Source organism: Ancylothrix sp. D3o, from assembly GCF_025370775.1.
Taxonomy (GTDB): Bacteria; Cyanobacteriota; Cyanobacteriia; order Cyanobacteriales; family Oscillatoriaceae; genus Ancylothrix.
The window spans coordinates 122,660-144,499 of the sequence record NZ_JAMXEX010000011.1 but is presented as its reverse complement, the minus strand read 5'-3'; the positions used below and the strand labels follow the sequence as shown (position 1 = coordinate 144,499).

The following is a 21,840-nucleotide window of genomic DNA, read 5'->3' as shown; positions in this document are numbered from 1 at the left end:
GCAAATAACCCTAGGAAGCAACTCTTGCAGTCGGACGACGCCGCGTGGCCCGACCGGCAGTAGGACTCGGAGTAGCAGGAGTCTCAACAGTTGTTTTCACCGCTTCTTCTTTGGGAGGCTGCATCAAAAACACCAACAACGGATTACTTTGTAACTCACGCCGTAACAACCGCTGCACCTCGCGTTCCATCTGCACCTGTAAACCGCCCCAGTCCACATCTACAGTCCCATCTGCCAAAGGTTTCGCAAACTCCGGCCAACGCTCATTTAACGTATCTTCGAGAGCCTGCACAACCCACTTATGCAGCATACTATGTTCCACCGCCGTCACTACACCGCGCAAGTGTAACACCGGCTCGCTTGCCAACTGACCATGATTGTTTACGGCTGTCGCCACCGTCACCACACCATCTTCGGCAAGTTGCTGGCGTTCCTTAAGCACTGTATCTTTGACCACACCAGAACGAGACGAATCTACCAACTCTAAACCCGACGGCACACGCTCTGCAACGCGGATGCTATTTGGTGTCAACTCCACCACATCCCCGTTATCAATAATCACCATATTTTCTGCTGGGATACCCATACTTTGAGCAGTCTTCGAGTGCTGGATCAGCATTCGGTGCTCGCCGTGCACCGGCACAAAAAACTTCGGACGAGTAAGTGAGATCATTAATTTATGGTCTTCTTGGCAACCATGACCCGAAACGTGGATGCCTTTATCGCGGCCATATATCACATTCGCACCCTGCATCATCAACTTATCAATGGTGTTCACCACTGCTATCGTGTTCCCAGGGATTGGGTTTGCCGAAAACACCACCGTATCACCCTGACGAACTTTGATTTGCCGGTGGTCGCAGTTAGCAATGCGAGTCATGGCTGACATTGGCTCACCTTGCGAGCCGGTTGTGAGAATCAGCACTTTATCATCGGGAATGCCGCGCAGGGCGTGGAGAGGCTGAAACAAATCATCTTGGCACTTAATATATCCCAAAGTCCGCGCATGAGCGATGACGTTTAGCATTGACCGGCCCACCACAGACACATAGCGGCCATGCTTTTTCGCCAATTCCAGCACTATTTGCAAACGGTGTACTGAAGAAGCAAAGGTTGTTACCATCAACCGGCCTGGTGCTGTTGCAAAAATCCGGTCAAGATTCGGGTAAACTGAACGTTCCGAAGGTGTAAAACCGGGTATTTCTGCGTTTGTGGAATCGCTCAATAAACAAAGCACTCCTTTTTCGCCGTATTCTGCGAGCCGGTGGAGGTCAAAAAACTCGCCATCAACGGGAGTATGGTCAATTTTAAAATCTCCTGTATGAATCACCACGCCGACGGGGGTATGAATGGCGACTGTAAAGCTATCGGCTATCGAGTGGGTATTGCGAATAAACTCAACAAAAAATGACTCTCCCACCCGTACCACATCGCGGGGGGCGACTTTTCTTAATTCTGTACGATTTTGAACACCGGCCTCTTCCAGTTTCCCTTCTAGGAGGGCCATTGCCAATCTGGGGCCATAAATCACCGGCACGTCAAATTGTTTAAGGTGAAACGCAATTCCACCGATATGATCTTCGTGCCCGTGTGTAACAATCATGCCTTTGATTTTGTGCCGGTTTTCCCGCACATAAGTCATATCTGGCAAAACAATATTTACGCCGTGCATTGCTTCTGTTGGAAAGCCTAATCCTGCATCCAACAAAATCATTTCATCGCCATATTCAAACACACAAGTGTTTTTGCCAATTTCATGCAATCCGCCCAAAGGTATAATTCTTAGGGCTGGTGTAGAATCGTTTTTCGTCATGGGTATCCTCACTGATTTAGTGATAGGTGAAAAATTTGCTGCGGATTCCTTTTTTGGAATATTTTTAAGATTTGGCTTTTCCGAGTTCATCAATTTTCGCTATTGTTGTCTTTGTGATTTTGCCTTTCCTAGGGAAGGGCATATTTTTTTTTAGCTATTTGCGGCGGTGTTTTTTGCGGTGTTTTTAAACTTCCGCCTTAGCATAAATCTCGATTTTTGTCAAGATACTTTATGCTTTAATTATTTAGTTTTCAACAAAAAACCAAACCACAACATTAAAGCAGGGAAAGTTCTTTGAGCACCTCTTTAAGTTTTTCTTCCACCGATGCCGGTGCCTCGCAGAGGGGCAAACGCGGCTTACCTACGTCCCAACCTTGAAGCTTTAGGGCTGCTTTGACGGGGATAGGATTTGTGGTTAAAAACAAATCTTTAAACAAGGGAAACAGTTGCAGGTGAATTTTGAGGGCTTCTTGGGGTTTGCCGGTGCAAAACGCTTCTATCATCTGCTGTATCTGGAGACCGACTAAGTGAGATGCCACACTCACTACGCCACACCCACCTACCGAAAGCAAGGGTAACGTTAACGAGTCGTCTCCTGAATATATCCCAAATTCTGGCGGTGTCAACTGTCTGACTTGACTGGCTTGATCCAGGTTGCCGGTGGCTTCTTTAATTGCCACGATATTGCTAATTTCCGCTAATTTGGCTACTGTCTCCGGTAGAAGATTTTGGCCGGTTCTGCCGGGAATGTTATAAAGCATCAGCGGAAACTCTGGCACAGCCTCAGCAATTGCCTTGAAGTGCCCGTAAAGTCCTTCCTGCGGAGGTTTGTTGTAATAAGGTACAACTTGCAGTGAACCATCTAATCCTATCTTAGCAGCTTTTTGGGTGGCTTCAATGGCTTCTTTTGTACTATTACTGCCGGTGCCAGCAATAACTTTTGCTTTATCTGCCACTGCCTTTTTAACTACCCTAAATAGTTCATGTTCTTCTTCCCAGCTAAGGGTAGGAGATTCGCCGGTGGTGCCGCACACAACAATTCCATCTGAACCGTTTGCTGCTAAATGTGTCGCTAGTTTTTCTGCGACTTCGTAATTAACGCTTCCGTCTGCTTTAAACGGCGTAATCATTGCCGTCAAAACTCGTCCAAAATCTCTCATCGGTGAAAAAGTGATTGGTGATTAGTGAGTGATCAAAAGGGTTTTTTTTACCCCGGCCATTTTGCCCCCTTTTTACACAGTGGTTAAAGCCGGTGCTACCAAATTTTGCTGGGCGAGTAATTCTGCTATTTGGATGGCATTTAAAGCAGCGCCTTTGCGAATTTGATCCCCCGATAACCACAAGTCTAAGCCGCAGGGGTGAGAGATATCTTGACGGATGCGCCCCACCAATACCTCATCTTTACCTGTGGCATCCTTGGGCATGGGGAAATAATTTGCTTGCCAATCTTCGACTAATTTAACCCCTGGTGAGTTGGCTAAAATTTCTCTGGCTTTTTCGGGGCTAAACGGTTGCTCAAATTCTAAGTTAAGGGCTTCTGAATGGGCCCGCAACACCGGCACTCGTACACAGGTTGCTGTCACCCGTATTTGCTGATCTCCAAAAATTTTCCGAGTCTCGTTAACCATTTTCATTTCTTCTTCGCAGTACCCTTGCTCATTTAAGGCTGAGTTATGCGGAAATAAATTAAAGGCTAAGGGGTAGGGAAAAATTTCCGTTTTGGGAGTTTCACCGGCAAGAATAGCCTTTGCTTGTTCTTTCATTTCTTCCATTGCCCGTGCCCCCGCCCCACTGGCAGACTGGTAGGTAGCAGCGACAATGCGTTTCACCGGCTGGACTTGGTGTAGAGGCCACACGGCCACTGACATTAAAATCGTTGTACAGTTTGGGTTTGCAATAATGCCTTTGTGGTTTTTGGCTGCATCCGGGTTGACTTCTGGCACCACCAACGGCACATCGGCATTCATCCGAAAAGCGCTGGAGTTATCAATCATTACAGCACCGGCTTTAACGATTGTAGAGGCCCAAGCCTTGGAAGTTGAACCCCCCGCCGAGGCTAAAACAATATCGATATTTTCAAAGGACTGTTCGGTTACTGCTTCTACGGTTAATTCTTGGCCTTTAAACTTCACCTTCTGACCCGCCGAACGTGGCGAGGCTAAAAGTTTCAGTTCAGCTAGGGGAAATTGTCGTTGGTCGAGGAGTTCCAGTAATTCGGCTCCGACGGCGCCGGTGGCTCCTAAAATTGCAACACGATAAGACTTCACTTGATTTATTTTCCTCCTCTGGGGATGAGATTGTGGGTGAGATTTCGTCAACCGAAATTTTTAATAAATCCTCTTAAAATAGTTAATTTAGCTTGAATTTTAAACTTTTTACCAAATTTTATCTTTAAAATGCCCTAGCTGGCAGCCCGGATTGAAGAAGGCCATTTTTAGGCTTTGGGTTAAAATAAAGCGTTGTTTTTTGATCAACGTTGTTAAGTAGCATATCACGACTGGGCCGGTTGAGTGGAGAGCCGCTGGAAAAAAGCAGATAACTGTGCCGGTGGTAGATAAGCAGCGCCATAAAGCCGTCCTGGGGAATAGCAGACAGGCAGGCCCGGAAGTTCCGCGAGTCTTTTTTGGCTTCATTTCAAATTTGCATTGAAATAGAATAGGATAGAGGTTTGATGGTTTGCGCTGCCCCGGTTCGGGCAAATGGGAAAACACTCGTTGCTGCCGTTGTGCTTAGTCACACCGGCCCTGGACAAATTCAATCGGCCCGACTCAAAAGCCGGTGAGCAACCAAAAACACCAATAACCAAAAATTGCACGGACAGTCTGAAAACAAACGTACCTATGAAAGTCACCCAGGAAAAGCTACCGGCCAGCCAAATTGGCCTAGAAATCGAAATTCCTTCCGAAACGACCAAACAAACCTACGAAAAGGTCTTCCAAAACCTCAGCCGCACAGCAAATATTCCTGGGTTTCGTAAAGGCAAAGTACCGCGTCAAATTTTGTTACAGCGACTAGGAACGGTACGAGTCAAAGCAGCAGCACTCGAAGAATTAATTCAAGATGGCTTAGAAAAAGCCCTTAAGCAAGAATCAATAGAAGCGCTAGGAAACTATCAGCTAATCACATCTTTTGAAGAATTAATCGAGCAATTTAAGCCAGGCGAACCGCTGACCTATAAAGCCTCGGTAGATGTAGAGCCAGAAGTAAAACTCAGCGGCTATAAAGAAATTAGCGTTAAAGCCGAAGAAGTTCAACCAGACGCCAGCCGCGTAGATAAATTTTTGGAAGAACGCCGGTCAGAACAAGCAACCTTAATTCCCGTAGAAGGAAGACCGGCCCAAAGAGGCGATGTGGCGGTGGTAGACTATGTTTTGCGGGTAGCCGGTGAAGACAAAGAAGTTGAAGGCGGCAAAGCAACCAACTATCAAATAGAACTGGTAGATGGCAAATTTATCCCCGGATTTATTGAAGGCGTTTTTGGCATGAATGTCGGCGAAACAAAAGAAGTAGCCGTGAAATTCCCCGATGAATATGGCCGCGAAGAGTTAGAAGGAAAAGAAACCGTTTTTACGATTACCCTCCACGAACTCAAAGAAAAAGACCTGCCCGAATTAAACGACGAATTCGCCCAAGACGTAAGCGAATTTCAAACCTTGGAAGAATTACGCAAATCGGTAGAAGAACGCTATCAAGCAGATGCCGAACAGCAGACAAAATCCAACAAAGAACAAGCCTTAATGGCAGAAATTCTTAACCACGTTGAAGTAGACATTCCCGAAAGTTTAATTAACCGGGAAGTAGACTTTATGATTCGCCAAGCAGCCATGCAGTTGCAGAGCTATGGTTTGGATGTCAATCAACTCTACAATGAGCAAAATATGCCGCAATTGCGGGAACGTTCGCGGCCCGAAGCCATTGAGCGAATTAAACAATCACTGGCATTGAAAGAAATCGCCAAATTAGAATCGCTGAGTGTAGAAGCGACAGAAGTTGACAAACGCATTGAAGAATTGATGCAAGAAATGCGAGGCCAACAACTGGATATGATCAAGCTCAGAGAGTTTGTATCGGCGGATATTGTGCGAGAAAAAGCCCTTAATTGGCTGACAGAAAACGCTAACGTGGAATTAGTCCCCGAAGGCACCCTCAAAAAAGCAGAAACCGCAGACGAAACCTCAGAAGAGGCTGAAACAGAGGCCGAAACCGAACAAGGTTAAGGGTGTTGGGGAGCGAAAGTGATAGGCTCATCCTAGCGTTCCCCCCCTTATCGCTCAAATGGTGAGAGAATTTACAGCGAACAAACCCTCAGACTTTTGGTGCGTGGGGCATAATAGTTAGAGAAACCCAAATAAACTTTTTCTCAAACGGGAATTAAAGGATAGGGCGGTTTCTCCCCCAAAAACCCCCTAAGCTGACCCGACACCGCAGAAGTCTCGACAACGCTATGCTAGATCGCAAGCTTTAAAACAAATCCCTATGCTTGTATCTCAAACCCAGAATCACTCAATCAGTAGTTTGAAAGACCTCGAAATCTCCGCCATTTCCGCCGGTGTTGTCCCAATGGTGGTAGAACAGTCGGGCGTCGGAGAAAGAGCATTTGATATTTACTCGCGGCTTCTGCGCGAGAGGATTGTATTTCTGGGGACGCCGGTTGATGATGCTGTGGCAGATTCAATCGTAGCCCAGTTACTATATCTCGAAGCAGAAGACCCGGAAAAAGATATCCAGCTTTACATCAACTCGCCTGGGGGTTCCGTAACTGCCGGCATGGCAATTTATGACACCATGCAGCAAGTACGCCCGGATATTGCCACCATTTGTTTTGGCTTAGCCGCCAGTATGGGTGCGTTTCTGCTGTCGGGAGGTGCAAAAGGTAAAAGGATGTCCTTGCCTTCTTCCCGAATTATGATTCACCAACCCCTCGGCGGTGCCCAAGGTCAAGCGGTGGATATCGAAATCCAAGCAAAAGAAATTCTTTATCATAAGCGTAAGCTGAATGAACTTCTGGCTCAACACACCGGCCAGCCCCTAGAGAGAATCGAATTTGATACAGAACGCGATTTCTTTATGTCGGCGGCTGAGGCAAAAGACTATGGCCTCATTGACCAGGTAATCTCTAAACTCAGCCTTTCCACCGCCGGTTAGGCAGCCCTAGCACAGTAATTGAGAGGCAGATATGGCTAAGTACGACTCCCATTTAAAATGTTCCTTTTGTGGCAAGTCTCAGGAGCAAGTCCGCAAGTTGATTGCCGGCCCGGGAGTCTACATTTGCGATGAGTGCGTAGACCTGTGTAACGAAATACTAGACGAGGAGTTGTTTGATTCGGCAGCCGGTGCGCCACAGCCGGCCCAGCGTCAAGAACAAACTAAGCGCCGCGCTCGCTCCTCGGCTAATATTTCTATGACACAAATTCCCAAGCCCCGCGAAATTAAAAAACATCTTGATGATCATGTTATTGGCCAAGATGAGGCCAAAAAGGTGCTTTCTGTAGCGGTTTATAACCATTACAAACGCCTGGCTTATGCTCAATCAAAAACCAATGGTAAAGCCGGCCCGGATGATACTGTTGAGTTACAAAAATCTAATATTTTGCTGATTGGGCCGACCGGCTGCGGCAAAACTCTCCTCGCTCAAACTTTAGCCGAAATTTTGGATGTGCCGTTTGCGGTTGCAGACGCGACTACCCTCACAGAGGCCGGTTATGTAGGCGAAGATGTCGAAAATATCTTGTTGCGTTTGTTGCAAGTCGCGGATCTCGATGTGGAAGAAGCCCAACGCGGCATTATTTACATCGATGAAATTGACAAAATTGCCCGCAAAAGCGAAAACCCTTCGATCACCCGCGATGTTTCTGGCGAAGGCGTCCAGCAAGCTTTGCTGAAAATGCTGGAAGGTACCATCGCTAACGTACCTCCCCAAGGCGGACGCAAACACCCCTATCAAGATTGCATTCAAATTGATACCAGCAATATTCTCTTTGTTTGTGGTGGGGCGTTTGTTGGTTTGGAAAAAGTGGTGGAACAGCGGATGGGTAAAAAGTCGATGGGTTTTGTTCAACCTGGAGAAAGCCAACCACGCGAAAAACGCAATGCCGATGTGATTAAGCATCTGGAGCCGGATGATTTGGTAAAATTTGGGATGATTCCTGAGTTTATTGGCCGGGTGCCAATGGTGGCGGTGGTGGAACCGCTGGATGAGGAAGCTTTGATGGCGATTTTGACTCAGCCGCGTAATGCTTTGGTTAAGCAGTATCAAAAACTGCTGAAAATGGATAATGTGCAGCTTGATTTTAAACAGGATGCGGTGCGAGCGATTGCTCAGGAAGCTTACCGGCGGAAAACAGGGGCGCGTGCTCTGCGGGGGATTGTGGAAGAGCTTATGCTGGATGTGATGTATGAGTTGCCTTCGCGTAAGGATGTGAAAAACTGCACGATTACGCGGGAAATGGTGGAAAAACGGTCTACGGCTGAGTTGATTGTGCATCCTTCTTCTTTGCCTAAGCCTGAGTCGGCTTAGGTTAGAACGTCATCGGTTAATGCCGGTTAATGACACTGATTAATGCCACCGGTTAAAGAGTGGCTACACGATTAATTAAAACCCCCTCCGGGGGTTCAAGAATTCTATTTAATGGTAAACACAATTCCCACCAATAACCTGTTCGCGTAGCGGCGGGTAGCGCAACCCCCGATAGGGGGTTTTCTTTTGTGTAGACACTCTTCAACCGGTGGTTAAAGAGGTTTTAACGGGGGGCTTTGAAATTATCTACCGGCCCTAATTTCGCCTCTTGAAGAATTGTTACAGCGCCAAGCAAGGGCAGACTAAAAGATTACACAATAGGTTTAAGCTACCGCTATTTCAAGAAAAATTTATGCCAAAACAAAAGAAGTCTGAACAAAAACCTATTGAACAATATCAACATACAAATAAGGAAAGAGTTAATAATCCGCCGGTGGGTTTGGTGACTCCACAAACTGATCCTGATGGGGAAAATAAACGTTATGAATATGACCCCCATCTTGACCCGCAGTTGAACTGGGCCGGTAAGGCAGAACATACAAGTTTTGAGGTTCCTACTGTTTCTTTGCACGTTCACGAACGGATAGATCCTCGGACGATTGTTGATGCGGTTCGTAAGCGAAATACAACTGGGCCGGTGCAGTTATCTTTGTTTGATATTCCCGAAGAAAATCCGCCTATTAGACAAGCAATTGAGTTTTATAAACATAAGCATAATTGGACTAATCGTTTGGTTGCCGGTGATTCTTTGTTGGTGATGAATTCGCTTTTGGAAAAGGAGGGAATGGGGGGACAAGTTCAGATGATTTATATTGACCCTCCCTATGGTATTAAATACGGGTCAAATTTTCAACCTTTTGTTAATAAGCGTGATGTGAAAGATGGCAAGGATGAGGATTTAACCCAAGAACCGGAGATGATTAAGGCGTTTCGGGATACTTGGGAGTTGGGTATTCATTCGTATTTGTCTTATTTGCGTGACCGGCTTTTGTTGGCTAGGGAGTTACTTTCTGAAACCGGCAGTGTTTTTGTTCAAATTTCTGATGATAATGTGCATCTTGTTAGAAATTTGATGGATGAGGTTTTTGGGTCTGCGAATTTTCAACGAATTATTGCTATTCAAAAAAGGTCTCCGCAGCCTGATAAATTTCTTTCTGGTATAACGGATTATTTAGTCTGGTATTCCAAATCAATATCCAAAGCTAAATATAACCAAATATTCATTTTTAACGGAGAGGATTTGAATGACGAATCATTTGTAACAAGTGATTTAACTTCTTCGCATGAATATCACAAAACACCTTATGAATTTCAAGGAAAAACTTTTATCCCAATAAATAGATATTGGTCAACCAGTGTAGATGGTTTGAAAAACTTAGAAAAAGCTGGAAGATTAGTTGTTTCGGGCAATACGCTGCGATATAAAAGATTAAAAAAAGATTGGTCATGCAGTCTTATAGGAAATATTTGGACGGATGTTGTTTTTTCGTCATTTGGCGAAGACAAATTATATGCTGTTCAAACTTCTACTAAAGTTGTGTCCCGATGTGTATTAATGACGACAGATCCGGGTGATTTAGTATTAGATATAACCTGTGGATCTGGGACGACGGCGTATGTAGCGGAACAGTGGGGGCGCCGGTGGATAACTTGCGATACATCAAGGGTAGCAATTACCCTAGCAAAACAAAGATTAATGACAGCAACCTTTGATTATTATCAACTAGCAAACCCTCAAGAAGGAATAGACACCGGCCTGAAATATAAAACCGTTCCTCATATTACCTTAAAATCAATTGCTAATAATCCCGAAATCAAAGAAGGGATGACAAAACAGCAAATAGAAAAAGCGATTCAAAAATACGCAGATCAAGAAATACTTTATGACCGGCCATTGGTAGACACATCAAAAATCCGAGTCACCGGCCCTTTTACAATGGAAGCTGTGCCGGCGCCGGTGGTAATGCCGGTGAGTGAAATTGAGCCAGAATTAGAAACAGAAAAACCGGAAATAACGGCAGACAATTCGATTTCTCGGAGTGGAGAAAGCCTAAGACAAAGTGAATGGCGGGATGAACTGCTAAAAACAGGAATTCGCGGGAAAAGTGGGCAAGCAATTTTGTTTTCGCGGGTAGAAACTTTTGTAGGAAATTGGCTTCATGCGGATGCAGAAACAAAACCGAATGATGAACAAGAACAGCCTTTAAGGGCAGTAATTTCTTTTGGGCCGGTGCACGCACCCCTCGACCAAAGACAAGTAGAATTAGCCCTAGAAGAAGCACAGAATTTAGTGCCAAAACCGAAACTGGTAATTTTTGCAGCATTTCAATTTGACCCGGAAGCAGCAAAAGATATTGATGAAACAAAGTGGCAAGGAGTAACTTTGCTGAAAGTACAAATGAATGCCGATTTGTTGACAGAAGACTTGAAGAAAAAACGGGCAACAAATGAAAGTTTCTGGTTAATGGGACAGCCGGATGTAATTGTGAGGAAAATTGCCAAAGGTGAGAATGCTGGAAAGTGGGAGGTAGAGGTGCAGGGGTTTGATTATTACAATACAAGAACCGGCCTGATAGAGTCTGGAAATGCGGAGAAAATAGCGATGTGGATGTTGGATAGTGATTATGATGGCCGGAGTATTTTGCCCTCACAGGTTTTCTTTCCAATGGCGGGAGAAAAGGAGGGATGGTTTAAGTTGGCGAAAAGTTTAAAAGCGGAGATTGATGAGGATTTAATTGAGGCGTATCGGGGGACAATTTCGTTGCCATTTGAGGCGGGGGAATATCGACGAATTGCGGTTAAAATTGTAGATGATCGGGGGATTGAGTCGATAAAAATGACGCGGTTAGTAACATGATTATATCTCACATTGTATTAAAAAATTGGCGTAATTTTACATTTGTTGATGTGGACTTGCAGGAACGGGTTTTTTTAGTCGGGCCCAATGCTTGCGGAAAGTCTAATTTTTTGGATGCGTTCCGATTTTTGCGAGATTTAGCAAAACCAGGAGGCGGTTTACAAAAAGCAGTAATAGATCGAGGTGGGGTGTCAAAAATTCGCAGTCTTTATGCGCGCCGGCTTTCAGATGTGGAGATAGAGATTCATCTATCAGAGTCAGCTTTTAAAAAGCCGGTGTGGAAATATGCCATTGGAATTAAACAAAAAAAAGGGGGTAAAAATGATGCAATTATTGCCTATGAACGAGTGTGGAAAGGGGATGAGCAAATTGTAAACCGGCCTAATACTGAAGACAATAATGATGAATTAAGACTGACGCAGACTTATTTGGAACAAATTAACGCCAATGCTGAATTTAGAGAAATTTCTAAAGCTTTGGAAACCATCTTATACTTGCATTTAATTCCGCAATTGGTACGTCATCCAGAAGCTTATGGAATGGCCGGTATTTCCGAAGATCCCTTTGGCAGAACATTTTTAGAAAGGGTGGTAAAAACGCCAGAAAAAACACGCCGAAATCGCCTCAAAAAAATAGAGGAGGCTTTACAATTTGCAGTCCCCCAGATGAAAAATTTAAGTGATACAAAAGATGTTATGGGGATGCCACATTTAGAGGCAGTTTATGAACACTGGAGACCCAAAGCAGGAAAGCAAAGAGAGGATCAATTTTCTGACGGAACATTACGATTAATCGGGTTATTTTGGTCGTTGTTAGAAAGTGATTCTTTATTGTTATTAGAAGAACCAGAACTGTCATTAAATGCGGCGATTGTTGCTAAGTTGCCGGCGCTTATTCACCGAATGCAAAAGCAGAAAAAACGCCAAGTGATTTTGAGTACCCACAGTGGAGATTTACTTTCCGATGAAGGAATTGGAGGCGAAGAAGTTTTACTAATGACACCCACAGCAGAAGGAACAAAAGTACAATTAGCTTCCGATATTCAAGATATTAAACTCTTGCTAGAAGGAGGATTAAGTATTGCAGAAGCAGCCTTACCCAAGATAGCCCCCGGACAAGTTCACCAATTAAGTTTATTCCCATGAGCGATATTCCCATAAATTTAGCTGTGGAAGATGCTTTAAGCGAGGCTGTAGTGCGAGAAATGCTAAAGCAATCTCAACGGCCTTTTTCCATAGGAATTTGTTTAAATAAAGGAGGTTATGGCTATCTGAAAAAAATTATATCAGGCTTAAATCATGCAGCCAAAGGAAGCGCCTATTTAGTTTTAACAGACTTAGATAATGCTGAATGTCCCCAAGAAATAATTTCAACATGGCTAGAACAACCAAAACATCCCAACTTAATATTCAGAATTGCCGTCAGAGAAGTTGAAGCCTGGTTATTAGCACATCGAGAAACCTTTGCAAAATATGTAGGAATTTCCAAAGATTTAATACCAAGAAACGCCGATGAAATAGCCGATCCCAAACAAACACTAATCAACCTAGTCCGCAAATCAAAAAAGCGAGACTTAAAAGAAGCAATAGTGCCGGCGGACAACAGCACTGCTAAAATAGGAAAAGACTACAACGGTCAACTCATCCAATTTGTAAAAAACCATTGGCAAATAGAACTAGCCAAACAAAACTCCCCCAGCTTAGAAAAAGCAATGAAAGCCATCCTAAACTTTCAAATAACCTGGGAACAATAAACAAATTCCAACCATCCCATCTGCATTCATCTGCATTCATCTGCATTCATCCGCGTAGCGCTACGCGCGGCTACGCCTAACATCTGCGTTCATCTGCGGTTAAAAAACAATGACCTCTCAAAACACAATCAACCAACTAATAATCAACACCCCCTACGAAGAACCCAACAAATACTGGCACTACAACCGGCACACAAAACTCTTTAGCTGCGAAAACGGAAGAAGACCAGCCGGTTATATTATCGCCTCAGAAAACTCAAAAAACTCCGACGATCCCGGCATATTTGTAGAAATACCCCTAGTTAACCAAATACGTCCCCGCGTCAAAAAATGGCGCCAACAAAACCACCCCGGAGTCACCGGCATAACCAAACGCCTACTCGAACATTGGCACAACAAAAACGAACGAGAAAATCCCTTTTTCTTCTGCCAACTAGAAGCCATAGAAACCCTAATTTGGCTAACAGAAGCACCCGCCGCCGAAAAAGTAGGAATAGACATTCCCAACGACGGCGGAAACTTCAAAAGATTATGCTCAAAAATGGCCACCGGCTCAGGCAAAACAATCGTCATGGCCATGTTAATTGCATGGCAAATACTTAACAAAATCACTTATCCCCAAGATACAAGATTTGCCAAAGCTATATTTATTGTAGCCCCCGGATTAACAGTCAAAAATCGCCTGCAAGTCTTATTACCTTTTGGCGAAAACAACTACTATGAAAACTTTAATATTATCCCCATTAGCTTATTAGAAAAACTCCGTCAAGGCAAAGTTTTAATAACCAACTGGCATAGCCTCAATTGGGAAACCACAGAACAACTAGCCAAAAACAAAAGCGTCGATAAACGCGGTGCAAAAAGCAATGAAGCCTATGTGCGTGAAGTTTTGGGAGAAATTGCCAATCACAAAAATATTGTAGTCATCAACGATGAAGCACATCACGCCTGGCGAACAAACAGCAATTCCCCACTAAAAGGAGTCAGCAAAGAAGACATCGAAGAGGCGACAAAATGGATCGGAGGATTAGATAGAATTCATCAAGTTAGAAAAATTCTTACCTGCTTTGATTTTTCTGCAACTCCCTTTTCTCCCTCTGGCAAAAAAAGTTCAGAAGAAGCATTATTTAGCTGGATTGTAAGTGATTTTGGCCTCAATGATGCCATCGAATCAGGATTAGTAAAAACCCCCCGCGTCGTGATTAGAGATGATGCACAATTTGGCAAAGATTATAAATCTCGGCTTTATCATCTTTATGCAGATCCAGAAATCAAAGACGATGTAAACCGCAAAGCAAAACCTAATGAACCTTTGCCAGATTTGCTAAAAAATGCTTATTATTTATTAGGAAAAGATTGGTTAGAAACTGCAAAAGCTTGGCAAGAATCTGGTCACAAAGTGCCGCCGGTGATGATTTCCACAGCTAACCGCACAGAAACCGCAGCTAGGATTAAGTATTCTTTTGATCATCACAAAATTTTAATCGATGAACTTTGCATTCCCGAAAAAACTCTACATATCGATTCAAAAGTTTTAGAAATTGCCGAATCTCAATCAGAAAAAACCGCAATAGACACAACAGAAGTTAACGAAAATGATACAGAGGAAGAAGAACCGGCCCGGAAATTATCCAAAAAACAACAAGCTGAATTACTGCGTTTAACTGTTGATACTGTCGGCCAAATCGGCAAACCAGGTGAGCAAATTCAAAATGTAATTTCGGTGGGGATGTTATCAGAAGGATGGGATGCTAAAACCGTTACTCATATTATGGGGATTCGGGCTTTTAGTAGTCAACTTTTGTGTGAGCAAGTTGTGGGGAGAGGGTTAAGAAGAACCGCCTACGAAGTTAACCCAGAAACCAATTTACTTGAGCCAGAATATGTTAATATTTTTGGTGTTCCCTTCACCTTTATTCCCCATGAATCAAACGACGGAACACCCCCACCACCACCGTCTCCGAAAACCGAAATTAAGCCGGTGCCGGAAAAGCAGCAATTTGAAATTAAATTCCCTAATATCATTCGTTTAGACTATGTTTATCAGCCAGAATTAAAGTTAAATCTCAGCCAAGTTGATGCCTTAAAATTAGACGCATTTGAAACAAGACAATTAGCAGAATTAGCGCCTATTGTTGACGGCAAACCAGATGTTACTAAAATTAAAGCCATAGATTTAGAAACCCTGGCTCAGAAATTACGAATGCAGCGGATTATCTTTGAAGTTGCCAGAGATGTTTTTGAGCAAATGAAACCAGACTGGAAAGGCAGTAAATCATCACTTATGGCTAAGTTAATCAAGCTTATTGAAAGCTTTATTGAGTCAGATAAAATTGTGATTTCTCCGCTAAATTTTGATGAAAAAGTGCGGCGGATTTTAATTGCTTTAAACTTAACAAAAATTGTTCAGCATATCTGGCACGCTATTTATACAGAAAATACCCAAATATTAGTGCCGGTTTTTGACTCAGCACACCCCATTCGTTCCACCGCAGATATGCGAACATGGTACACCGGCAAATTTTGTGAATATACCCAAAAATCCCATATCAATTGCTGTGTTTTTGATAGTACCTGGGAAGCCAGCGAGGCTTTTGAATTAGACAGAAATCCCCATGTAGAAGCCTGGGTAAAAAATGATCATTTGGGTTTTGAAGTTCTTTATCTTTTTGAAGGCATAGTGCGAAAATACCGGCCCGACTTTATCATCCGTCTCAAAACCGGCAGTTGCTTAATTTTAGAAACCAAAGGACAATTTACCCGCAGAGATGAAGCCAAGCGCCGGTTTTTGCTTCAATGGATAGAAGCGGTAAATTTAGATCGACGTTTTGGTTTTTGGCAGTTTGCTTTGTCGCCAAATCCAGCCGATGTTAAAATGATTTTAGATGAGGCTGTGCAAACATCAAAATAAACGCCCCAAATTTCTGTTTTCTACACACCCAAACGCCCAAACTCTCAACTTCTACCCATGTCATATATTCAAATTCGCGGTGCAAATCATTATTATGAATGGATACCGGCTGCTTCTGGCAATAAGCCGGTGATGGTATTTTTACACGGCTGGGCCGGCTCGGCTCGCTATTGGCAAAGCACCGCCGAAGCTTTAGCCGATAAATTTGACTGTCTGCTTTATGATATGCGTGGTTTTGGCAGATCCCGCTTGATGCAAGCCGAACAAACAGAAGCCACAACCAAAGCAGAATTAGACTATGAAATGGAAAGCTATGCAGATGATTTGCTGGCGCTTTTAGATGCCTTAAATTTACAAAAAGTGTACATCAATGCTCACTCAATGGGTGCCTCAGTAGCGACATTTTTTATTAATAGATATCCCCAACGAGTAGAAAAAGTAATTCTAACTTGTAGTGGCGTCTTTGAATATGACGAAAAAGCCTTTAAAGCCTTTCATAAATTTGGCGGTTATGTAGTCAAATTTCGCCCAAAATGGTTATCAAAAATTCCTTTAGCTGACCAAATGTTTATGGCGAGGTTTCTACGCCGGCCCATTCCCGCCCCCATGCGCCAAGCATTTTTAGAAGACTTTATTATGGCAGATTATGAGGCGGCGCTGAATACAATTTTTACCTCCGTCAGCGAACGCGCAGCAATGGTAATGCCAGGAGAATTTGCTAAATTGCAAGTGCCGGTGTTATTAGTAGCCGGAGAATATGACCAAATTATCCCCGCCAAATTAGGCAGAACAGCAGCACAACAAAGCTCCAATGTCAAGTATGTAGAAATGGCAGAAACAGCACATTTTCCAATGTTAGAAGATCCAGAAAATTACTTAAAATTAGTCGAAGAATTTTTGAGTTAAAAATATTAAAAACCCGGTAACTTTGACGAAACCGGGTTTTTTTTAGGGAAAAATTCTTAACCCTCAGCCGCCGCAGTTTCCGCAGCTTTTTGGTTAATTTTCTTTGCCCGTTGTTCTGCTTCCGCCATTACTTCAGGGAATTTTTCCACAATTTCGCCAGGGTAATTTTCCAGCACCTTTGTAGCAAGAGCAATTCGCCCTTTCCACTCATCCACCTCAATTACCACCGCCTTAATTGGCTGATTTGGCTTAAACAAATCCGTCAGATTATTAATAAAAGACTGACTCACCTGCTTAATATGTAAAAGCGCCGTCGCCCCATCCAAATCAACAAACACCCCAAAAGGCTTAATACTGGAAATAGTACCTTCCACCAATTGACCTACAGCAAAGTCACTGGCTCGATTTGCTTGGGCCACCAAACGCTCAGACAAGACTAATTTGTTATTTTCTTGATTGATTTCTAAAAAACCGGCACTGAGACGTTCACCAATTAAAGCCGGCAAATTTTCTCGCGCCATCAGATGAGAACGAGGAATAAAGCCGCGTAAACCTTCCACATCTACCGTAACTCCGCCTTTATTTACCCCCGTTACCCGAACAGAAATTGACTTACCACTTTCTTGAGTTTCTAACAACTTATCCCAAGCTTGTTTGAGTTCCAATTCCTTGAGAGAAACCGTTACTTGGCCATCAGCATTAGCTTCGCGGATAATTAAAAAATCTCGTTCTTGTTTCAGGGGCACAACCTCTGCCAAATTCACATCCCGTCTCAAAGAAACTTCAGCGGCGGGGAGAAAAGCCGGCGACTTACCGGCAATATCTACAAACACACCCTCCGACTCATAAGCAAACGGCTTGCCTCGTACTACCTGCCCCTTGGTAAACTTGTAGTCGTGTTGTTCGAGGGCTTTGGCAAAATCATCCATTGAAAATGATGCGTTTGCCTTTGGAGAGCGGGTCGATTTTACATCCATGACAGTTTGAAAACAATAAAGCAAATATTTAATCAGAGTTTCTAGTTTATCCCCCGGCACCGGCAACGATGCCAAAGCAGAAAAAAAACCCTTAACTCTCAGTCTAACTCCACAAATCCCTGCCGGCACCAATTGCGTCCTCCCGATCTCCCCATCTCCCAACCCCCCACCACCCTAGTCATTAGCCAAAACCAATGACCAATGACCAATGACCAATGACCATCTGGTAATTCACTACAGTAGAAGGGGGGAAAACTACACTCACAACACCGGCAGTTTTGTCAAGATTAATAATGTAACCGGAGGATAAAAACATGAATTTTTCTATCTCGGCGCTTTATACTTGGTACCGCAACACCCTGCGCCATCCGAAATATCGCTGGTGGTTGATTTTGGGGACGGCTGCTTACTTGTTTTCCCCGTTTGATATTTCGCCTGACTTTTTGCCGGTGGTTGGCCAAATTGATGATGTAATGTTGGTGACGCTTTTGGTGAGCGAAGTTTCTCAGCTTTTGATTGAGCGGTTTAAAGAAAAACAAGGACAAGAGGCTGGGGTTGCCGGTCAAGACGTGGCAATGGGCACTGAGCCGAGCCAAAGCAGCACAATTGATGTGGATGCGGCTGCCGTTAAATAATAATAGACCATTAATAAAATTCAGCCACCAAAACCAAAGCTGGGGATACGAGCGAGACTTGTATCCCTAGGTTTTTTTTCGGCCAGATTTTTTTTCGGCCCGGTTTTTAAAGATTTTGGCCCTGCTGCTTGAATGCCGGTGACAGGGGCGATATGTAGCAGCTTTTTAGTTAAAATTTCCCAGCATCAGACTTAAAAGCACCCAACCTCAACAAAGCCGAGTCTAATTTGTTGCATCTTTATAGTTAAAACATTTTTATGCTTTTGTGATAGTTTTTTGTTAATGCTGTTGCCAGAATAGTAAGAAATTTTATAAAAAGCTGGAAATTGTCTGGGCGACACCGGGGATGAGTTTGGGGGGATGCACAGAAGTTGTGAAAGTTTCTAAGCTTGAATCTACAATCAAAAATCAACCCAGGTTTGCAGGTGAGTGTAAAGCAAAATCAAAAAACAGAGGGGCCGGTGCGTCTTGAAAAAGCCCCTGAAAACGTAAACGAGAACGCAAAGAGGCAAACGGAGACGACAGCCTTTGCCTGCAATTCCAACACAACTAATTTTTTAAAAAAATAAAATAGCCTCTCCCGTATGCTAATAGAGGAAAAAGTGGTACTTTAAAAAATACCATTGCAGCGGAAGCGTTTTAAAAGCGCTACACCGGCATCACATTTAATAAAAATCCCGATAACGATTTCCCCCTTATTAGGCCCACCGCTTAACGTCTGCCCATGAAATTTAGCTATATCATAGAAAAACTTGGCGAAAGTGCCCACAATAATAGCTTGAGTAGCACCGCAATAGGAGACCCAGAAATTACAGGGGTGACAGCAGTTGACGAAGCGCACACCGGCACCCTTAGTTATATAGAAGGCTCAAAATTTGGAAAGCAATTAGCCACAACATCAGCAACAGCATTAATTTTGCCAAAAGATCAACAACTGATAGCCGCAGCGACCGAGCGGGGCATTGCGTGGATAAGTACAGGTGATCCGAGATTATTATTTGCCAAAGCAATTAGATTGTTTTATCAACCTTACCACCCAGCCCCAAAAATTCATCCGAGTGCAGAAATTCATCCGAGTGCAGAAATTGGCGAAAAAGTATCTATTGGGGCCGGTGTTGTCATAGAATCTGGAGTAAAAATTGGCAGCGGTGTGTGCATCCATCCCAACGTCGTGATTTATCCCGATGTAGAAATAGGAGAGCGGACAATTTTACACGCCAACTGCACAATTCACGAACGTACAAGCATTGGATCAGATTGCGTCATTCATAGTGGAGCCGTGATAGGAGCAGAAGGGTTTGGTTTTGTGCCAACAGCGACAGGATGGTACAAAATGCAGCAATCGGGACGCACAGTATTAGAAGACAGAGTAGAAGTCGGTTGTAATACTACAATTGACCGGCCCGCAGTCGGAGAAACCCGCGTCGGACACAACACAAAAATTGACAATTTAGTACAAATTGGTCACGGGTGTAAAATTGGCTCAAACTGTGCATTTGCTGCCCAAGTAGGATTAGCCGGCGGCGTAAAAATTGGCAACAATGTTATTTTGGCCGGTCAAGTAGGGATTGCCAATCAAGCCAAAATCGGGGATAGAGCAATTGCCTCAGCCAAAGCAGGAATTCATAACGACATTGCCCCCGGAGAGATTGTCTCAGGAACTCCCGCCTTACCCCACAAACAATTTCTTAAGGTATCCGCAGTTACCAGCCGCCTGCCAGAAATTTATGAATCTCTTAAGCAACTTCAGCGTCAGTTTAAAAATAAAGCCGGCGATCCCTAAGTCGGCTCCAAAAATATCAGAGAGTTTTAACAATTCCCCTACGAGCGACCCGTCCAGACCTTGTGGGTGGTAGGGGGTAAAGTGGGCCTTTGGATGAGGAGATTTTCTTGAGCCTAATTGCCTTAATTGAAAGCACTTACGCCCTCATCGTCGCGCTAAAAATTCTCAATGCAGGTTGTGAGAAAAAAACCCTCAAAGCCATAGCCGGTAATCAAGTGAGAGGCGAGGGCCATTTTTGAGTGCCCGTGATCAAAACCCTTAAGTAGGCATGAAATTTCCAAAAATGCGGGCCGGTGTGGGGCAAAAAAGTCTGGCAGTATCCTTATTAATAGGAGCGCTGAATTTCGCCCCCCTCTCCCCTATAGTTGGAAAATTTCAACCCTTATCGGCAATTTAAAAACAAACATTGATTGGCCCAAAGCAAAAAAGAAAGTCATAATAACATTTCTGCGGCAATCAAGTACAGAGCCATTTACCAAAACCCAAAAGGGGAAAGACTTTGAAAATCGTGCTATGGGGGCATCTAAAATCTCAAATCCAGCCCTTCCCCCAGCAGCTAAAATTCCCCCCTATAAAAGCTCCTCAAAGCTACCCCCACCACACAATTGTCGGAGAAATCAACTTTGGCTTATAGGGCAAGTGTTGACCTTCACCTTCCTAGAGAGGGATGACAAGTAGTTAAATTTTCTCTTCAGCAACTAGAACAGAGAAAACTTGACGGCCCCCATAAACCGGCCAATGTGTCTTTCCCTTAACTTTTCCTGTTTAAACTGCCGGTAGTGTTGGCGAGGGAATTTACTTTCAATATCTACAAAAATTCCCAAAGACCGGCCATCCAAAGAGGCTCAAAGGTGCGAAATTGGGCTTTTTATGTCTGCGGCAAGGCCGGTTTTGTCAGAAATCAAGGCAGCCTTTAATCGTACATCACGGCCCCCTGATTAACAGAAGCAGTCAAAAGACACTCTTTAAAAAAATTATTTTTACAAAACAGAGATTTAAGGATATATTTTTTATAGGGTCAAACATTAACCCCAGACTCTATGAAGTCAATGTAAAGTTCATTAGGAAAAATTAAGGCCATGACAGAAACAGCAAGCGCTCCCCTTGTAGGTAAAGCGCTCCTTCAAAAGGTAAAAGAACTCTCGCACCTACCCCGCCGAGAAACCGCAAAGCGCTGTGGTTACTATACCAGTACAAAAGGCGGTCAAACCCGCGTTAATCTCACCGATTTTTATGATGCGGTGCTGGCTGCTCGTGGTATTCCTCTGAGCCCAGAAGGCGCAAAAGATGGCCGGGGTCGAGAACCAACGTATCGAGTGAGCGTTCACAAGAACGGGCAAATTGTCATTGGTTCTACCTACACCGAGGCAATGGGATTAAAAGCCGGTGATGAATTTGAAATTAAGCTCGGCTATAAGCACATTCACCTGATCCAGGTCGATGGTACCCGCAATGGCTCCAAAGCAGAGTTTGATGACGAAGACGAAGACGAAGAAGAGGAAGACGAAGAGTAATTATTTGCCTAACCGGCACCTCTAAGGCGCTCTGGCCGGGGGGAAATTTCCTTGATTGCTGACTTTTTACCCCGGAATTGGCCGCTCAGTTAATGCTTGAGAGCCAGATAAGAATGCTTTTGTAAAGGCCAAAAAAAGCTAAAAAATTTTAAGCCGGTTAGTTGTTAAGAATTA

Annotated in this window: 16 protein-coding genes and 1 pseudogene; 13 read left to right on the top strand and 4 right to left on the bottom strand. The window is 43.8% G+C overall.

Annotation, left to right across the window (positions count from 1 at the left end; genetic code table 11):
* Positions 1-10: 10 nt before the first annotated feature.
* The 3 genes from NG798_RS18310 to NG798_RS18300 all read right to left on the bottom strand — a co-directional run bounded on the left by NG798_RS18310 (position 11) and on the right by NG798_RS18300 (position 4,089).
* Entirely contained in the window at positions 11-1,813 is a 1,803-nt protein-coding gene (locus NG798_RS18310; RefSeq protein WP_261225138.1) for a ribonuclease J, read from the bottom strand.
* A gap of 275 nt (positions 1,814-2,088) precedes the next feature.
* Entirely contained in the window at positions 2,089-2,973 is an 885-nt protein-coding gene (dapA, locus tag NG798_RS18305; RefSeq protein ID WP_261225137.1) for a 4-hydroxy-tetrahydrodipicolinate synthase, read from the bottom strand.
* A 72-nt stretch (positions 2,974-3,045) separates the two neighbouring features.
* Entirely contained in the window at positions 3,046-4,089 is a 1,044-nt protein-coding gene (locus tag NG798_RS18300; protein WP_261225194.1) for an aspartate-semialdehyde dehydrogenase, read from the bottom strand.
* A gap of 564 nt (positions 4,090-4,653) precedes the next feature.
* Between NG798_RS18300 and tig the strand changes: the two genes are divergently transcribed.
* From tig to NG798_RS18260, 8 genes are all read left to right on the top strand, one after another.
* Positions 4,654-6,030, top strand: a complete 1,377-nt coding sequence (tig, locus tag NG798_RS18295) for a trigger factor (protein WP_261225136.1) — start codon at positions 4,654-4,656, stop codon at positions 6,028-6,030.
* Positions 6,031-6,289: 259 nt separating this feature from the next.
* Entirely contained in the window at positions 6,290-6,958 is a 669-nt protein-coding gene (gene clpP, locus NG798_RS18290; protein ID WP_261225135.1) for an ATP-dependent Clp endopeptidase proteolytic subunit ClpP, read from the top strand.
* 31 nt (positions 6,959-6,989) lie between these two features.
* Entirely contained in the window at positions 6,990-8,330 is a 1,341-nt protein-coding gene (gene clpX, locus NG798_RS18285; protein ID WP_261225134.1) for an ATP-dependent protease ATP-binding subunit ClpX, read from the top strand.
* Positions 8,331-8,682: 352 nt separating this feature from the next.
* Positions 8,683-11,187, top strand: a complete 2,505-nt coding sequence (locus NG798_RS18280) for a site-specific DNA-methyltransferase (RefSeq protein WP_261225133.1) — start codon at positions 8,683-8,685, stop codon at positions 11,185-11,187.
* Positions 11,184-12,332: an AAA family ATPase gene (locus NG798_RS18275; protein ID WP_261225132.1), complete on the top strand. Its 1,149-nt coding sequence runs from the start codon at positions 11,184-11,186 to the stop codon at positions 12,330-12,332. Before NG798_RS18280 ends, NG798_RS18275 begins: the two co-directional genes overlap by 4 nt.
* Positions 12,329-12,940, top strand: a complete 612-nt coding sequence (locus NG798_RS18270; RefSeq protein WP_261225131.1) for a DUF4276 family protein — start codon at positions 12,329-12,331, stop codon at positions 12,938-12,940. The genes NG798_RS18275 and NG798_RS18270 overlap by 4 nt, the downstream gene beginning before the upstream one ends.
* A 109-nt stretch (positions 12,941-13,049) precedes the next feature.
* Positions 13,050-15,851: a BPTD_3080 family restriction endonuclease gene (locus NG798_RS18265; protein ID WP_261225130.1), complete on the top strand. Its 2,802-nt coding sequence runs from the start codon at positions 13,050-13,052 to the stop codon at positions 15,849-15,851.
* Between the two features lie 57 nt (positions 15,852-15,908).
* Positions 15,909-16,757: an alpha/beta fold hydrolase gene (locus tag NG798_RS18260; RefSeq protein WP_261225129.1), complete on the top strand. Its 849-nt coding sequence runs from the start codon at positions 15,909-15,911 to the stop codon at positions 16,755-16,757.
* A 56-nt stretch (positions 16,758-16,813) separates the two neighbouring features.
* Here the strand turns inward: NG798_RS18260 and NG798_RS18255 are convergent, their stop codons facing one another.
* Complete coding sequence (locus tag NG798_RS18255; protein ID WP_261225193.1) at positions 16,814-17,734, bottom strand: S1 RNA-binding domain-containing protein; 921 nt, start codon at positions 17,732-17,734, stop codon at positions 16,814-16,816.
* Positions 17,735-18,048: 314 nt separating this feature from the next.
* On the opposite strand from NG798_RS18255, the gene NG798_RS18250 reads away from it, so the two are divergent.
* The 5 genes and pseudogenes from NG798_RS18250 to NG798_RS18230 all read left to right on the top strand — a co-directional run.
* Positions 18,049-18,369, top strand: a complete 321-nt coding sequence (locus NG798_RS18250; protein ID WP_261225128.1) for a YkvA family protein — start codon at positions 18,049-18,051, stop codon at positions 18,367-18,369.
* Between the two features lie 724 nt (positions 18,370-19,093).
* Complete coding sequence (gene lpxD / locus NG798_RS18245; RefSeq protein ID WP_261225127.1) at positions 19,094-20,152, top strand: UDP-3-O-(3-hydroxymyristoyl)glucosamine N-acyltransferase; 1,059 nt, start codon at positions 19,094-19,096, stop codon at positions 20,150-20,152.
* A gap of 107 nt (positions 20,153-20,259) precedes the next feature.
* Positions 20,260-20,391, top strand: coding sequence for a hypothetical protein (locus NG798_RS18240; protein ID WP_261225126.1), 132 nt, complete (start codon positions 20,260-20,262; stop codon positions 20,389-20,391).
* 29 nt (positions 20,392-20,420) lie between these two features.
* Complete coding sequence (locus NG798_RS18235; RefSeq protein WP_261225125.1) at positions 20,421-20,549, top strand: hypothetical protein; 129 nt, start codon at positions 20,421-20,423, stop codon at positions 20,547-20,549.
* A 682-nt stretch (positions 20,550-21,231) separates the two neighbouring features.
* A pseudogene (locus NG798_RS18230) lies at positions 21,232-21,522 on the top strand (AbrB-like transcriptional regulator); the annotation flags it as partial.
* Positions 21,523-21,840: the final 318 nt, after the last annotated feature.

Excerpts from the sequence above, each read along its gene's own strand:
- NG798_RS18310 (WP_261225138.1), bottom strand. The coding sequence starts at position 1,813 with ATGACGAAAAACGATTCTACACCAGCCCTAAGAATTATACCTTTGGGC.
- dapA (WP_261225137.1), bottom strand. The coding sequence starts at position 2,973 with ATGAGAGATTTTGGACGAGTTTTGACGGCAATGATTACGCCGTTTAAA.
- tig (WP_261225136.1), top strand. The coding sequence starts at position 4,654 with ATGAAAGTCACCCAGGAAAAGCTACCGGCCAGCCAAATTGGCCTAGAA.
- clpP (WP_261225135.1), top strand. The coding sequence starts at position 6,290 with ATGCTTGTATCTCAAACCCAGAATCACTCAATCAGTAGTTTGAAAGAC.
- clpX (WP_261225134.1), top strand. The coding sequence starts at position 6,990 with ATGGCTAAGTACGACTCCCATTTAAAATGTTCCTTTTGTGGCAAGTCT.
- NG798_RS18280 (WP_261225133.1), top strand. The coding sequence starts at position 8,683 with ATGCCAAAACAAAAGAAGTCTGAACAAAAACCTATTGAACAATATCAA.
- NG798_RS18275 (WP_261225132.1), top strand. The coding sequence starts at position 11,184 with ATGATTATATCTCACATTGTATTAAAAAATTGGCGTAATTTTACATTT.
- NG798_RS18270 (WP_261225131.1), top strand. The coding sequence starts at position 12,329 with ATGAGCGATATTCCCATAAATTTAGCTGTGGAAGATGCTTTAAGCGAG.
- NG798_RS18265 (WP_261225130.1), top strand. The coding sequence starts at position 13,050 with ATGACCTCTCAAAACACAATCAACCAACTAATAATCAACACCCCCTAC.
- NG798_RS18260 (WP_261225129.1), top strand. The coding sequence starts at position 15,909 with ATGTCATATATTCAAATTCGCGGTGCAAATCATTATTATGAATGGATA.
- NG798_RS18255 (WP_261225193.1), bottom strand. The coding sequence starts at position 17,734 with ATGGATGTAAAATCGACCCGCTCTCCAAAGGCAAACGCATCATTTTCA.
- NG798_RS18250 (WP_261225128.1), top strand. The coding sequence starts at position 18,049 with ATGAATTTTTCTATCTCGGCGCTTTATACTTGGTACCGCAACACCCTG.
- lpxD (WP_261225127.1), top strand. The coding sequence starts at position 19,094 with ATGAAATTTAGCTATATCATAGAAAAACTTGGCGAAAGTGCCCACAAT.
- NG798_RS18235 (WP_261225125.1), top strand. The coding sequence starts at position 20,421 with ATGAAATTTCCAAAAATGCGGGCCGGTGTGGGGCAAAAAAGTCTGGCA.